12 protein-coding genes, 2 tRNA genes and 1 riboswitch are annotated in these 14198 nt (G+C 61.2%); of the genes, 8 read left to right on the top strand and 6 right to left on the bottom strand.

Annotated elements, in window-relative coordinates; genetic code table 11:
• The first annotated feature begins 24 nt into the window (after window positions 1-24).
• From BW43_RS18535 to BW43_RS18545, 3 genes are all read left to right on the top strand, one after another.
• Entirely contained in the window at window positions 25-906 is an 882-nt protein-coding gene (locus BW43_RS18535) for a LysR family transcriptional regulator (protein ID WP_032885855.1), read from the top strand.
• Window positions 907-1043: 137 nt separating this feature from the next.
• The gene (locus tag BW43_RS18540) at window positions 1044-1493 is read left to right on the top strand and encodes a GNAT family N-acetyltransferase (RefSeq protein ID WP_032885854.1); all 450 of its coding nucleotides are present in this window, start codon (window positions 1044-1046) and stop codon (window positions 1491-1493) included.
• The gene (locus BW43_RS18545) at window positions 1490-1978 is read left to right on the top strand and encodes a GNAT family N-acetyltransferase (protein WP_032885853.1); all 489 of its coding nucleotides are present in this window, start codon (window positions 1490-1492) and stop codon (window positions 1976-1978) included. Before BW43_RS18540 ends, BW43_RS18545 begins: the two co-directional genes overlap by 4 nt.
• 546 nt (window positions 1979-2524) lie before the next feature.
• On the opposite strand, the gene BW43_RS18550 is transcribed toward BW43_RS18545, so the two are convergent.
• The 4 genes from BW43_RS18550 to BW43_RS18565 form a co-directional block, all read right to left on the bottom strand.
• Entirely contained in the window at window positions 2525-3289 is a 765-nt protein-coding gene (locus BW43_RS18550; protein ID WP_032885852.1) for an ABC transporter ATP-binding protein, read from the bottom strand.
• Window positions 3286-4290, bottom strand: a complete 1005-nt coding sequence (locus BW43_RS18555; protein WP_177326422.1) for an iron ABC transporter permease — start codon at window positions 4288-4290, stop codon at window positions 3286-3288. Before BW43_RS18555 ends, BW43_RS18550 begins: the two co-directional genes overlap by 4 nt.
• Before the next feature lie 8 nt (window positions 4291-4298).
• The gene (locus tag BW43_RS18560; protein WP_032885849.1) at window positions 4299-5309 is read right to left on the bottom strand and encodes an ABC transporter substrate-binding protein; all 1011 of its coding nucleotides are present in this window, start codon (window positions 5307-5309) and stop codon (window positions 4299-4301) included.
• Window positions 5310-5423: 114 nt separating this feature from the next.
• Window positions 5424-5618, bottom strand: a riboswitch (cobalamin riboswitch).
• A gap of 252 nt (window positions 5619-5870) precedes the next feature.
• Window positions 5871-7253: an aldehyde dehydrogenase family protein gene (locus BW43_RS18565; RefSeq protein ID WP_032885848.1), complete on the bottom strand. Its 1383-nt coding sequence runs from the start codon at window positions 7251-7253 to the stop codon at window positions 5871-5873.
• A gap of 105 nt (window positions 7254-7358) precedes the next feature.
• On the opposite strand from BW43_RS18565, the gene BW43_RS18570 reads away from it, so the two are divergent.
• The gene (locus tag BW43_RS18570; RefSeq protein WP_032885963.1) at window positions 7359-8231 is read left to right on the top strand and encodes a LysR family transcriptional regulator; all 873 of its coding nucleotides are present in this window, start codon (window positions 7359-7361) and stop codon (window positions 8229-8231) included.
• 44 nt (window positions 8232-8275) lie between these two features.
• On the opposite strand, the gene BW43_RS18575 is transcribed toward BW43_RS18570, so the two are convergent.
• Both BW43_RS18575 and BW43_RS18580 read right to left on the bottom strand, forming a co-directional pair.
• A complete protein-coding gene (locus tag BW43_RS18575) occupies window positions 8276-8485 on the bottom strand; it encodes a hypothetical protein (RefSeq protein WP_032885847.1) in 210 nt (69 codons plus the stop codon).
• Between the two features lie 98 nt (window positions 8486-8583).
• A complete protein-coding gene (locus BW43_RS18580) occupies window positions 8584-9780 on the bottom strand; it encodes an amino acid aminotransferase (protein WP_032885846.1) in 1197 nt (398 codons plus the stop codon).
• A 343-nt stretch (window positions 9781-10123) separates the two neighbouring features.
• Here BW43_RS18580 and uvrB point away from each other — a divergent pair, with 343 nt between their 5' ends.
• The 4 genes from uvrB to BW43_RS18600 all read left to right on the top strand — a co-directional run bounded on the left by uvrB (window position 10124) and on the right by BW43_RS18600 (window position 14196).
• The gene (gene uvrB / locus BW43_RS18585) at window positions 10124-12139 is read left to right on the top strand and encodes an excinuclease ABC subunit UvrB (protein WP_032885845.1); all 2016 of its coding nucleotides are present in this window, start codon (window positions 10124-10126) and stop codon (window positions 12137-12139) included.
• Window positions 12140-12340: 201 nt separating this feature from the next.
• Complete coding sequence (gltX, locus tag BW43_RS18590) at window positions 12341-13822, top strand: glutamate--tRNA ligase (RefSeq protein ID WP_032885844.1); 1482 nt, start codon at window positions 12341-12343, stop codon at window positions 13820-13822.
• A gap of 147 nt (window positions 13823-13969) precedes the next feature.
• Window positions 13970-14045: transfer RNA gene (locus tag BW43_RS18595), tRNA-Ala, on the top strand.
• A 78-nt stretch (window positions 14046-14123) separates the two neighbouring features.
• Window positions 14124-14196: transfer RNA gene (locus BW43_RS18600), tRNA-Glu, on the top strand.
• Window positions 14197-14198: the final 2 nt, after the last annotated feature.

Below are 14198 nucleotides of genomic sequence, written 5' to 3'. Positions count from 1 at the left end.
CTAATCCACTGATGGGATAATGCTGTGGAATTTCTCAACGATATGGCGCTGTTTGTCGAGGTGGTGAAGGCACGCAGTTTCAGTCGCGCGGCCGAAAGCCTGGGCATGCCGAACTCGACGCTGTCCCGGCGCATCAGCGAATTGGAAAAAGGTATCGGCCTGCGGCTGTTGCACCGCACTACGCGCAAGATTGAGCCCACTGAGGCGGGTCAGTTGTACTTTGAGCGGTGCAAGCGCATCGTCGACGAGGCCCGCCTGGCCCATGAACAACTCGGCGAAATGCTCGCCCAACCCAACGGCCTGCTGCGCGCTTCGTTGCCGGTGGATTTCGCGATGGTCTACCTGGCGCCGTTGATTGCCGAGTTTTCCCGGTTGTATCCGGACATCACGTTCGAACTCGACTTAACGCCGCGCCAGGTCGACTTGATCAGCGATCCAGTGGACGTGGTCATTCGCATGGGCGAGCCCGCCAATTCCCACCTGATCGCGCGCAAACTCGCGAATATGCGGCGAGCGTTTTACGCCTCGCCCCAGTACCTGGAACGCGCCGGACTGCCAGCTCAGCCAGCAGATCTGGCGCATCACGAATGTTTGCGCATGCGCGGGTCAAGGGCGCACCGATGGGTCTTGGAGTCGGGGTCGGAGAAGGTGGACGTCGACGTGAGCGGGCGGTTTGAGCTCAACAGCGTGGGCATGCTCAGACGCCTGGCCGCGTTGAACCTGGGGATTGCGCTGCTGCCCGAAGGCATTGCCGAGCAGGATGTGGTCAGCGGGACACTGTGCAGAGTACTGCCCGACTGGCATGGCTCGTCGGTTTCAGTTTATGCCCTGACCGAAACGCGGCTGCTGCCCGCGAAGACCCAGCGGTTTATCGAGTTTTTGCGCGACAAGCTGGAGGATGCATGACTGGCCGGGTAACCTTTCGCCTCCCACTCAAACGAAGGGATGTACATGAGATTCTTCAACCCGGCCTCAAGCGCTCAGCCCCATCCTGCCTGTCCGCCTGCAGCCCTGAAGGGCACTTCATTCTGCGAGTTGCTTGAGTGAACGAGCTGACGCTACGGCCAGCCAGGATCACCGACCTGCCCGCGGTTTACCGGGGCGAGCGGGGATATATCCAGCGTTGGGAGCCTGCACACGAAGTGGCCTGGCAAGAGCAATTGGAACGGCACCTCACACGTTGGGTCAACAACGTTGAGCGATTGACGGTGGCCATGCTCGACGGACAGTTCGCCGGTTATTCGATGTGGATGCCCGAGGACGGTCTTGCCGAGTTGTGCACGATCAACGTCGGCGAGGCATATCGGCGCAAGGGTATTGGGCGTGCATTGCTGGAGGCCTACCGGGCGGCGGCGGGGCAGTATGGTTATGTGCGGTTGAGCTTGTGCGTGCGGGCGGATAACCCGGCCAGGTTGATGTATGAGGCGGCTGGGTTCGTGTGTGTGGGAACAGCGGCCAACGGGTATTTGCGCTACGAGCGAGTGAGTGAATGATCAATATCCAGACGGTCACGGTTGCCGACATTCCAGAGGTTCTGGCCTTCGTCCTGGCAGCCCGTGCCGAGCTGTTCCCCAAGCTCAGCGATACCAGCATGCCCGCCGACCTGGCGCAATTCGAGGCCACTTACCTTCACGGCGATGGGCACTTCCTGATCGCTCGCCAGGACCACCAGATCATCGCCGCCATCGGTTATTTGCCCTACGACGATCGTTTCCCCCAATTGAATTACCAAGGCCGCAAGACTGTGGAAGTGGTGCGCCTGTTCGTCCTTCCGGCCTTTCGCCGCTTCGGTCTGGCGGGGGAGTTATACCGCGCGTTGGAGGGCAGGGCGCGGGCGGGTGGCGTGGACGTGGTGTATCTGCATACCCACCCATTCCTGCCTGGGGCGATTGATTTTTGGGGGCGGCAGGGGTTTGAGATTGTGGATGTCGAGGCCGACCCGGTTTGGCAGACGACGCATATGCAGCGGAGTTTATAGGTTTGCGGTGAGCGCGCTCGTCGTGGTCAGAGGGCTTCTTGTGGTGGAAGTATTTCCTGTGGTGAAAGTACGTCCTGTGCTGAAAGTGCTTTCTGTAGTGAAAGTACTTCCTGTGGTGAAAGTGCTTTCTGTGGTGAGCGGGCTTGCCCCGCGCTGGGCTGCGCAGCAGCCCTAAAACCAGGCACTGCGGTTTTTCTGAGAGATTGCGGTGGCCTTATTGGGGCCGCTTCGCAGCCCAGCGCGGGGCAAGCCCGCTCACCACAAAAGGCTCATCGGTCACATAACGCCCGGCCGCGTGGAAGTGCTGTCTGTGGTGAAAGTACTTGCTGTAGTGAAAGTACTTCCTGTGCTGAAATTGCTTTCTGTAGTGAGCGGGCTTGCCCCGCGCTGGGCTGCGCAGCGGCCCTAAAACCAGGCACTGCGGTTTTTCTGAGAGATTGCGGTGGCTTTATTGGGGCCGCTTCGCAGCCCAGCGCGGGGCAAGCCCGCTCACCACGAAAGGCTCATTGGTCACTTAACGTCCATCTGCGGTGCTCACCGAGCGCCTCAGTTGGAACGCAACCGCAGTATCTGCGCTCCATCAAACGGGTCCGTCAGGTAATGCCCCTGCACACCGAACGTCTCCTGCAACCGCTGCGGTGTCAGCACGTCCAGCGGTGTGCCCAGCGCCACCAATTGTCCGTGATCGAGCACCGCCAATCGATCACAGGTCAGGGCCTGATTAAGGTCATGCAGCGCGATCAGCGTCGTCACCGGTAACCCTTGCACACCCTTCAAGATTGCCAGTTGATGTTGGATATCCAGGTGATTGGTCGGCTCATCCAACAGCAGAATCTGTGGCCGTTGCGCCAAGGCGCGGGCGATGTGCACACGTTGGCGTTCGCCGCCGGAGAGGCTGCGCCAGGCGCGTTGGCTCAGGTGGGTGGCGTCCACATCGTGCAGGGCCTGGCACACGATGGCGTCGTCCTCGCGTGACCACGGGCTCAGCGCCGACAACCATGGCGTGCGCCCCAACGCCACGGCGTCGAATACGCGGATGGCGTCGTCGGTGTCGGCCTGTTGCTCCACCACTGCCAGCTGTTGCGCGATGGCGCGGCGGGACAGGTCGCCCAAACGCGTGCCCCCAAGCCGTACCTCACCAGAGGCGGGTGTTCGCAACCCCGCCAGCAGTTTGAGCAAGGTGGATTTACCGGAGCCGTTCGGGCCGACAATCCCCAAGGTTTCCCCCAACTGCACCTCAAGATGAATATCCCGTAGCAACTCGGCATCGCGCACCTTGAAACCCAGGCCCGTACAACTGAGCACCTTCATCGCGCATTCCTCCGCCCGATCAGGATCAACGCGAACACCGGCGCGCCGACCAGGGCAGTGACCACGCCCACAGGAATCACTTGGCCTTTGATCAAGGTGCGCGACAGCACATCCGCCGCGATCAAAAACAGCGCGCCGCCCAAGGCGCTGGCTGGCAGCAACCGCGAGTGCCCGGTGCCCAGCAACAGGCGCACTGCATGGGGGATCACCAGGCCGACAAAGCCGATGGAGCCGACAATCGACACCATCACCGCCGTCACCAACGCCGCGCAGCCCACCAGCACAAATTGCACGCGGCGCACCGGAATGCCGAGGGACGCCGCCGAGTCACTGCCGAAGGTAAACGCATCCAGCGCACGCCGATGCCACAAGCACACCGCCAAGCCGGCAACCGCCACCGGCACCGCCAGCCACACCGAAGGCCAGCGCACACCGCTGAGGTTGCCCAGCAGCCAGAACATGATGCCGCGGGCCTGCTCGGAACTGGCCGACTTGGTAATGAGAAACGCGGTCAGGGCATTGAACATCTGCGAACCGGCAATGCCCGCGAGGATGATCTGGCCGGTACCGCTCATAGAGCCGCTGGCCCGCGCGAGCAAGATCACCAGGGCAAACGCCGCCATGGCCCCGACAAACGCGCCGGCCGACAGTGAAATCAACCCGCCGCCCACGCCCATCAGCGCCACCAACACCGCGCCGGTGGAGGCGCCGGCGCTGATACCCAGCAGATAGGGATCGGCCAGCGGGTTGCGCAGCAACGACTGCAAGATCACCCCACAGGTGGCCAGCCCCGCACCGCACGCGGCAGCGACCAGGGCGCGCGTCAGGCGGTAGTTCCACACCACGCCTTCGTCGATTGGATCGAGCAGATAGCCGGCGTTCCACAGCTTATTGGCGAGCACTTGAAGCACCACCTGCGGCTCGATGGACGTTTCGCCGATGGCCACGCCCGCGAGTAGGGCGGCTGAAAGCAGGGTCAGGGCGAGCAGGGTGCGGATCACGCTTTTACTCATTTGCGCAGGTCGTAGCCGTCGATGGCGCCGGCCAGCTGTTCAAGGCCATCGAACGTGCGGAGGCTGGCCTGCAGCGCCAAGGCGTCGAGGATGATGATGCGGTTGTGTTTGACGGCGTCCATGTTGCGCGTGACCGGGTCGCTGCGCAGGAAGGCGAGTTTCTTTTCATGGTCGTCGGCAGGGTAGCGGCGACGGTCCATGCGGGCGATCACCAGGAACGTCGGGTTGGCCTTGGCGATGGTTTCCCAGCCAACAGCGGGCCACTCTTCATCGGACTGCACCACGTTGTGCAGGCCGAGGGTTTCGAGCATGAATTCGGGGATGCCCTTGTGGCCCGCCACGTACGGGTCGCTGGCTATCTCGGAACTGGAGAACCACACCAGCGCGCTGGCTTGCTTGAGGCCTTTACTCTGCGCCGTGGCAACGGACTTGGCCAGGCGCGCCTTGAGGTCGTCGTTCAGCTGTTGGCCGCGCGCCTGCACGTCGAAAATCTCGGCCAGTTGGCTGATGCTCTTGTAGAGGGTCTCGATGCGGAACGGCTCTAGCCGCGTGCCGTCGGCGCCCACCAGATTGTCCTTGCCTTCGCAGTCGGAAGGCAGCAGGTAGGTGGGGATCTTCAATTCGTGGAATTGCTCACGGGTGCCCACCACGCCTTGCGGGCCGACCACCCATTCCAGCTCGGCAGCCACCAGTTGCGGGCGTTTGGCGATCACGGCTTCAAAGCTTGGCTCGTTGTTGGCCAGGCGTTCGATTTTGTCGTTCTGCGCCTGGTACTGGGGCAGCACACTGTTGAACCACAGCGAGGTGCCGACCACTTTGTCGCCGACGCCCAGGGCATACAGCATTTCGGTGGCGGCCTGGCCGATGGTCACGCTGCGTGCGGGGGCTTGCGGGAAAGTCACGGCGCTGCCGCAGTTTTGGACCGTCAGCGGGTAGTGAGTGGGCGCCGCTTGAGCCAGGGCACAGAAACCCAGACCGGTGATCAGGGCAGTAACGCGTGGCAGCATGGGGCGATCTCCGTGTGAACCGTAGGTGAAGCAGGGGCAGTACGGCTCGGAAATACGCCCTTGAACGCTGCCGGTCGGGCAGGCAAGGATGTCCTTCCCGGACACCCCGCCGGTTAGTGATTGTGCTGGGCCGGCAGGTCTCCTGACTGATGCGTCTTCGCCACGCTCCAGCCTTCCCGGACGAGGTCCAGTGGCGTTAAGGAGCAGGCTCGGCACCTACAGTTGCGGGGGCAGTTTCGATTGACGCCGCGGGCGGCGTTTCGAATTCCCTATTAGTCCCATGGGGGAACCGGCGGCGCTATGGTAGTTGATTCAGCCTCGCAGAGGGAGGCTGAGCTTCAGTTTGCGTGCCGGTGGCGCGATCTTCGATGTCGCGCCAAGTGATGGGGTCTATCGTTAAAAAGTCGCTAGGACGTTCGCGCCTCGCAAAAAGGAGGCGGCCAATGTGTGTTCGTCAGTAGCTTCGCAATCCGTTTTTTGCTTGATCCCGCCTAAATGCGCGATCAGATCGCTCACCACAACACGGCCGCCTGTCATGAAAGGCCCGCTGCGCAGCCGGGGTTATTTTCGATCCAGCCACACCGTCTGCGCATTGCAGAACTCGCGAACGCCGAAGTGCGACAGCTCGCGACCGAATCCACTTTTCTTCACGCCGCCAAACGCCACCCGTGGGTCGGAGACGCTGAAGGCGTTGACGAAGATCCCGCCGGTTTCCAGCTGATTGGCGATATCCCGTGCTTTCGCTGCGTCAGTGGTGAAGATGCTCGCGGTGAGGCCGAACTCGCTGTCATTGGCCAGGGCCACCGCGTGGTCGGCGTCGCGGGCGGTGATGATCGAGGCCACGGGGCCGAACAGTTCCTGTTTGAACGAGGTCATCTGGTCGGTGACGTTGGCGAGTACGGTCGGCTCGTAGTAGTTGCCGTCGCCTGTGACTTTATGGCCGCCGAGCAACAGGGTCGCGCCTTCCTCCAGGGTGGCCTGGACCTGACCGTGCAGCTCGTCGCGCAGGTCGAAGCGGGCCATTGGGCCAATGTAGGTGGCAGCTGATGTGGGATCGCCCATCACCAAGGCACGGCTGGCGTCGACGAACTTGGCCGTGAAGGCTTCCACAACACCGGCTTCGATGATCAGGCGCTTGGCGGCGGCGCAGACTTGGCCACTGTTCTGGAAGCGGCCGATGAGCGCGGCTTGCACGGCGGCGTCGAGGTCGGCGTCGTTGAGCACGATGAACGGGTCGGAGCCGCCCAGTTCCAGCACGCATTTTTTCAACGCGGCACCGGCCTGGGAGCCGATAGCGATGCCGGCGCGCACGCTGCCGGTGAGGGTCACGGCGGCAATACGTGGGTCCGCGATGGCTTTGGACACGCCCTCGGGGGTGACGTTGATCACTTCGAATAAGCCTTCAGCAAAGCCGGCTTTACGGAACGCTTGTTGGATCAGGTAGGCGCTGCCCATCACATTCGGCGCGTGTTTGAGCACGTAAGTGTTGCCGGCGAGCATGGTTGGCACGGCGCCGCGCAGTACCTGCCATACCGGGAAGTTCCACGGCATTACGGCGAGAATCGGGCCCAGCGGGCGGTATTCGATGTGGGCGGTGCCGTTGTCGACCAGGGTCGGTTCCGGGGCGAGCATGGCCGGGCCTTGGGCTGCGTACCATTCACTCAGTTGCGCGCATTTTTCGACTTCGGCACGTGCCTGGGCGATGGGTTTGCCCATTTCCAGAGTGATCATCTGCGCCATGGCTTCGGCTTGCTCGCGCAAGGCGGCGGCCAGGGCTAACAGCAGCTCGGCGCGCTGGCTCACCGGCTGGCGGCGCCAGGTGCGGAAGGCGCTGGTGGCGCGGTCGAGGGCGGCATCCAACTGCGCTGTTGTTTCGTAGGGATAGTTGCCGACGGTTTGGCCGTTGGCGGGATTGATCGATAAGGCGTGGGTGTTCGCGTTCATGGCACCGTCCTGCGTGTACGTTGGGAATGGAGGTCAGCGTACGGGGCTGGATCTTTTCTGGAAACTGAATAATATTAAGCAATACGTTCACGAATGGAGAATGAATTGGATCTCGTGCAACTGGAAATCTTCAAGGCCGTCGCCGAACAAGGCAGCATCAGCGCCGCCGCGCAGTTGATTCATCGGGTGCCGTCAAACTTGACCACGCGGATCAAGCAACTGGAGCAGGATCTGGGCGTGGAGCTGTTTATCCGTGAGAAGAGCCGACTGCGCCTGTCGCCGGCGGGTTGGAATTTCCTCGGTTACGCGCGGCGCATTCTCGATCTGGTGCAAGAGGCCCGCGCGACGGTGGCGGGGGAAGAACCTCAGGGGGCGTTTGCCCTCGGCTCCCTGGAAAGCACGGCGGCGGTGCGTATCCCGGCGTTGCTGGCGGCGTATAACCAGAAGCACACCAAGGTCGAACTGGACCTGAGCACCGGGCCGTCGGGCACCATGATCGAGGGGGTATTGTCGGGGCGCCTGACCGCCGCGTTTGTCGACGGGCCGGTGCTGCATTCGACCCTGGAGGGCGTGGCGGTGTTTGAGGAGGAGATGGTGGTGATCGCGCCACTGCACCATGCGCCGATCAGCCGGGGGCAGGACGTAAATGGCGAGAACATCTATACGTTCCGCTCGAACTGCTCGTACCGGCATCACTTTGAACGCTGGTTCTCACAGGATGGCGCGGTGCCGGGCAAGATCTTCGAGATTGAGTCCTACCACGGCATGCTCGCCTGCGTCAGCGCCGGTGCTGGGCTGGCGCTGATGCCGCGCAGTATGTTGGAAAGCATGCCCGGGTTCGCTGCGGTGAGTGTGTGGCCGCTGATGGACAGCTTTCGCTTGCTGAACACTTGGTTGATCTGGCGGCGGGGGACTGTTTCGCAGAGTTTGAACAGCTTTGTGAAGTTGCTGGAAGAGCGCGGGCTGGTAGCCGCCTGAATCCACTGTGGGAGGGGATAAGCCCCGTCCCACCTGTTTTTTTATCAGCCGCCGAACTGGAAGGTGCCCATGGCGAGTTTCGCCATAATTGCTGTCGCACCCAACTGCACCAGCCACAACGCCAAACCACCAAGGAATACACCGAGGGCCACCTGCAACACCAAACTCTTCTGCCGCTTCACCTGCGGCGCACGTGGGGTGTAGTCGTGCAGTTCGTCGCGGTCGGCGCGCAGGTCCAAGTCGTCGTTTCTCATAGAGCTCTCACAGCAAAGGGGCGGTCAGGGTTCAGTCTAGGGGCTGGACACAAAAAAGGGGAAACCATGGCTTCCCCTTCTGTGCAACGCTAGCAGGTTTACAGCACCTGAACGATTGCCTGTGTGACCGCAGCAATGTTCGACTGGTTCAACGCCGCCACACAGATACGCCCGGTATCCAGCGCGTAGATACCAAACTCGCTGCGCAGGCGGGTGACTTGCTCAACGGTCAGACCGGAGTAGGAGAACATCCCACGCTGGCGACCGACGAAGCTGAAGTCGTGGCCCGGCGCAGCCTTGGCCAGTTCGGCAACCATCTGCTCACGCATGCCACGGATGCGCAGGCGCATCTCGGCCAGTTCGGCTTCCCACTGGGCGCGCAGTTCAGGGCTGTTCAACACGGCGGCAACGATTGCTGCGCCGTGGGTTGGCGGGTTGGAGTAGTTGGTGCGGATCACACGCTTGACCTGGGACAGGATGCGCGCGCTTTCTTCCTTGGAGTCGCCGACGATGGACAGCGCGCCCACACGTTCGCCGTACAGGGAGAACGACTTGGAGAACGAGCTGGAGACAAAGAAGGTCAAGCCCGATTCCGCGAACAGGCGCACAGCGGCTGCGTCTTCGTGGATGCCATCGCCAAAGCCCTGGTAGGCCATGTCGAGGAACGGCACCAGGTTCTTGGCCTTGACCACGTCCAGCACGTTTTGCCAGTCGGCCGGGCTCAGGTCGACGCCGGTCGGGTTGTGGCAGCAGGCGTGCAGCACCACGATGGACTGCGGCGGCAGGGCGTTGAGGTCTTCGAGCAGGCCGGCGCGGTTCACGTCGTGGGTGGCGGCGTCGTAGTAGCGGTAGTTCTGCACCGGGAAACCAGCGGTTTCGAACAGCGCACGGTGGTTTTCCCAGCTCGGGTCGCTGATGGCGACGACGGCGTCTGGCAGCAGTTGCTTGAGGAAATCAGCGCCGATCTTCAGGGCGCCAGTGCCACCAACGGCCTGGACGGTCACGACACGACCAGCTTCGAGCAGTGGCGAGTCGTTCCCGAACAGCAGGGTTTGAACGGCCTTGTCATAGGCGGCGATACCGTCGATCGGCAAGTAGCCACGGGCGGCGTGTTGCGCCACGCGAATGGCTTCCGCTTCGGCAACGGCACGCAAGAGTGGAATCTTCCCCTCCTCGTTGCAGTAAACGCCTACGCCAAGGTTGACCTTGGTGGTTCGTGTGTCGGCGTTGAATGCTTCGTTGAGGCCCAGGATAGGATCGCGTGGTGCCATTTCGACAGCGGAGAACAGGCTCATTTTTGCGGCAGCTCTATGGGGGAAGGGAGGGACGTGTCGCGCTCCAGCCGAATGCACTAGAGCGGTGCACAAACGGGGAGCTAGTATAGAGGCCATCACGGCTGAGGGCGACAACCGAAACGGCTTTTCGGCCAAGTTTTTCGGTTTATTTGCTGACCGTTAGTCTTATTGCAACGTCGATCCCAGATGGCAGGCAGGACGATTGCCTTGAAACCCGTCACATTCGCCACCACTTCTATGGCTATCATGGTTTTTTCCTACTGCTCGCTCTGAAAGTTCGCGGGTGGTGGTCTATTTCTTCCCCGACGGGTTTACAGTCCGGGGTGACTTCAAGAGGTACGTTATGTCGGATTTCCAACTAGTCACCCGCTTTGAACCCGCTGGCGATCAGCCAGAAGCCATTCGCCAGATGGTCGAAGGCATCGAGGCCGGCCTGGCTCACCAGACGCTGCTCGGGGTGACCGGTTCAGGCAAGACTTTCAGCATTGCCAACGTGATCGCACAGATCAACCGGCCCACCTTAGTGCTGGCGCCAAACAAGACCCTGGCCGCGCAGCTCTACGGCGAGTTCAAGGCGTTCTTCCCGAATAACGCAGTGGAATACTTCGTTTCCTACTACGACTACTACCAGCCTGAAGCTTATGTGCCGTCTTCCGACACCTTTATCGAGAAGGATGCGTCGATCAATGACCATATCGAGCAGATGCGGCTGTCGGCGACCAAGGCGCTGCTGGAGCGCAAGGACGCGATCATTGTCACCACGGTGTCGTGTATCTACGGCCTGGGCAGCCCGGAAGCGTATTTGAAGATGGTGCTGCACGTGGACCGTGGCGACAAACTCGACCAGCGGGAGTTGTTGCGCCGCCTGACGAGTTTGCAGTACACCCGCAACGACATGGACTTTGCCCGCGCCACCTTCCGCGTGCGCGGCGACGTGATCGATATTTACCCGGCCGAATCCGATCTGGAAGCGATCCGCATCGAGCTGTTCGACGATGAAGTGGAGAGCCTCTCAGCCTTCGACCCGTTGACCGGCGAGGTTATCCGCAAGCTGCCGCGCTTCACCTTCTATCCGAAAAGTCACTACGTGACCCCGCGTGAAACCCTGATGGGTGCCATCGAGGGCATCAAGGTGGAGTTGGCCGAGCGCCTGGAATACCTGCGGGCCAATAACAAGCTGGTGGAAGCCCAGCGTCTTGAGCAGCGCACCCGGTTTGACTTGGAGATGATCCTGGAGCTGGGCTACTGCAACGGCATCGAAAACTACTCGCGCTACCTCTCGGGTCGCGAATCCGGCGCGCCGCCGCCGACGCTCTATGACTACTTGCCCGATGACGCGCTGCTGGTGATCGACGAATCCCATGTCAGCGTGCCGCAAGTGGGCGCTATGTATAAGGGCGACCGCTCACGTAAAGAGACGTTGGTGGAGTACGGTTTCCGGCTGCCGTCGGCACTGGATAACCGGCCGATGCGCTTCGACGAGTGGGAGGCCATTAGCCCGCAGACCATCTTTGTGTCGGCCACACCGGGTAACTACGAGGCCGAGCATGCCGGCCGCGTTATTGAGCAACTGGTGCGTCCGACCGGCCTGGTGGACCCGGAAATTGAAATCCGCCCGGCGCTGACCCAGGTCGATGACCTGCTGTCCGAGATCAATAAGCGTGTCGCTCTGGAAGAGCGGGTGCTGGTCACCACGCTGACCAAGCGCATGTCCGAAGACTTGACCGACTATCTGGCCGACCACGGCGTGCGGGTGCGCTATCTGCACTCGGATATCGACACCGTGGAGCGCGTTGAGATCATCCGTGATCTGCGCCTGGGTACCTTTGATGTGTTGGTAGGCATCAACCTGCTGCGCGAAGGTTTGGACATGCCGGAAGTGTCGCTGGTGGCGATCCTCGATGCGGACAAGGAGGGCTTTCTGCGCTCCGAACGCTCGCTGATCCAGACCATCGGGCGGGCGGCGCGAAACCTTAATGGCAGGGCGATTCTCTACGCGGACCGCATCACCGGTTCTATGGAACGGGCGATTGGCGAGACTCAGCGTCGTCGCGACAAGCAGATCGCGTTCAACCTGGAAAATGGCATCACGCCAAAAGGCGTGTTCAAGGACGTCGCCGACATCATGGAAGGCGCCACCGTGCCCGGTTCGCGCAGCAAGAAGCGCAAGGGCATGGCCAAGGCCGCAGAGGAAAGCGCCAAGTACGAGAACGAACTGCGCTCGCCGAGTGAGATCACCAAGCGGATCCGCCAGTTGGAAGAGAAGATGTACCAGTTGGCGCGGGATCTGGAGTTCGAGGCGGCGGCGCAGACGCGGGATGAGATTGGCAAGTTGCGCGAGCGCTTGCTGGCTGTCTGATCTGCGGTGGCTGGGCGGGCCTCATCGGGGGCAAGCCTCCTCCCACGCTTTGACTTGTGAACACCGTCAAATGTGGGAGGGGCGGTGCGACGATTCGACTTGCCCTTGATGGTTACGCCTCGGTTTTCCAGAAATCACCCAGGCTGTTACCATTCGCCCCTTGTTTCAATTTTAAGTTTTATCGCCCATTCGAGACCCGCCATGACCACCGTCCGCACGCGCATTGCGCCATCGCCTACTGGGGATCCCCACGTCGGCACCGCCTACATCGCCTTGTTCAACTACTGTTTTGCCAAGCAGCACGGCGGTGAATTCATCCTGCGGATCGAAGACACCGATCAACTGCGCTCCACTCGCGAGTCTGAACAGCAGATTTTCGATGCCCTGCGCTGGCTGGGCATTACCTGGGCTGAAGGCCCGGACGTCGGCGGGCCGCACGGCCCGTATCGCCAAAGCGAGCGCAGCGACATTTACAAGCAATACACACAGCAGCTGGTCGACATGGGCCATGCGTTCCCGTGCTTCTGCACCGCCGAAGAACTGGACCAGATGCGCGCCGAGCAACAGGCCCGTGGCGAAACCCCGCGCTACGATGGCCGCGCGCTGCTGCTGTCCAAGGAAGAAGTGGCTCGGCGTCTGGCTGCTGGCGAACCGCACGTTATCCGCATGAAAGTGCCGAGCGAAGGCGTGTGCGTGGTGCCGGATATGCTGCGCGGTGACGTCGAGATCCCATGGGATCGCATGGACATGCAAGTGCTGATGAAGACCGACGGCCTGCCGACGTACTTCCTGGCCAATGTGGTCGACGACCACCTGATGGGCATCACCCACGTACTGCGTGGCGAAGAGTGGCTGCCGTCGGCGCCGAAACTGATCCTGCTTTACGAATACTTCGGTTGGGAACAGCCGCAGCTGTGCTACATGCCGCTGCTGCGTAACCCGGACAAGAGCAAGCTGTCCAAGCGCAAGAACCCGACTTCGGTGACCTTCTACGAGCGCATGGGCTTCATGCCGGAAGCGATGCTTAACTACCTGGGCCGTATGGGCTGGTCGATGCCGGACGAGCGTGAGAAGTTCTCGTTGCAGGAAATGGTCGACAACTTCGACCTGTCACGCGTGTCCCTGGGCGGTCCGATTTTCGATGTCGAGAAACTGTCCTGGCTCAACGGCCAATGGTTGCGCGATCTGCCGGTGGAAGAGTTTGCCAGCCGCGTGCAGCAGTGGGCGTTGAACCCCGAGTACATGATGAAGATCGCGCCGCTGGTGCAGGGCAGGGTGGAAACGTTCAGCCAGGTTGCACCGTTGGCTAGTTTCTTCTTTGCCGGGGGCGTTAACCCGGATGCCAAGCTGTTCGAGTCCAAGAAGCTCTCTGGTGACCAGGTTCGTCAGTTGATGCAGTTGATCCTGTGGAAGCTGGAAAGCCTGCGTCAGTGGGAGAAGGATGCGATCACTGCGACGATTCAGGCGGTGGTTGAATCCCTGGAACTGAAGTTGCGTGATGCCATGCCGCTGATGTTTGCTGCGATTACCGGGCAGGCCAGTTCGGTGTCGGTGCTCGATGCGATGGAAATTCTCGGTCCGGATCTCACCCGTTTCCGTCTGCGCCAAGCCCTTGATTTGCTTGGTGGTGTCTCGAAGAAAGAAAACAAAGAGTGGGAAAAGCTGCTGGGCGCTATCGCCTAAGCAGGCCGTTGCAGTGACGAAACCCCGGTTTTCCGGGGTTTCGTCGGTAAGTGATTGTTATCCCGGCAAAAAAATTTGGAAAATGTTGAAAATAAATTTGACACACTTCCAAGCCGCCATTAAGATTCGCCCCGTCATCACCGATGAGGGGCTATAGCTCAGCTGGGAGAGCGCTTGCATGGCATGCAAGAGGTCAACGGTTCGATCCCGTTTAGCTCCACCAATTTACAGGTTTAAGGTTCCGGCCACACCGTCCTTGAATCGACCGATCTCAGCTCGGTCAGTTGTATAGAAGGTTTGTGTCCCCTTCGTCTAGTGGCCTAGGACACCGCCCTTTCACGGCGGTAACAGGGGTTCGAGTCCCCTAGGGGACGCC

This window comes from Pseudomonas sp. RIT357 (assembly GCF_000632245.1).
Taxonomy (GTDB): domain Bacteria; phylum Pseudomonadota; class Gammaproteobacteria; order Pseudomonadales; family Pseudomonadaceae; genus Aquipseudomonas; species Aquipseudomonas sivasensis.
The sequence above is the reverse complement of the archived record's forward strand: the minus strand, read 5'-3'. Positions and strand labels throughout refer to the sequence as shown.

Bases quoted from the DNA above. Each gene is read 5' to 3' on its own strand.
- gltX (WP_032885844.1), top strand. From the start codon at position 12,341: ATGACCACCGTCCGCACGCGCATTGCGCCATCGCCTACTGGGGATCCC.
- BW43_RS18580 (WP_032885846.1), bottom strand. From the start codon at position 9,780: ATGAGCCTGTTCTCCGCTGTCGAAATGGCACCACGCGATCCTATCCTG.
- BW43_RS18565 (WP_032885848.1), bottom strand. From the start codon at position 7,253: ATGAACGCGAACACCCACGCCTTATCGATCAATCCCGCCAACGGCCAA.
- BW43_RS18550 (WP_032885852.1), bottom strand. From the start codon at position 3,289: ATGAAGGTGCTCAGTTGTACGGGCCTGGGTTTCAAGGTGCGCGATGCC.
- BW43_RS18560 (WP_032885849.1), bottom strand. From the start codon at position 5,309: ATGCTGCCACGCGTTACTGCCCTGATCACCGGTCTGGGTTTCTGTGCC.
- uvrB (WP_032885845.1), top strand. From the start codon at position 10,124: ATGTCGGATTTCCAACTAGTCACCCGCTTTGAACCCGCTGGCGATCAG.
- BW43_RS18575 (WP_032885847.1), bottom strand. From the start codon at position 8,485: ATGAGAAACGACGACTTGGACCTGCGCGCCGACCGCGACGAACTGCAC.
- BW43_RS18545 (WP_032885853.1), top strand. From the start codon at position 1,490: ATGATCAATATCCAGACGGTCACGGTTGCCGACATTCCAGAGGTTCTG.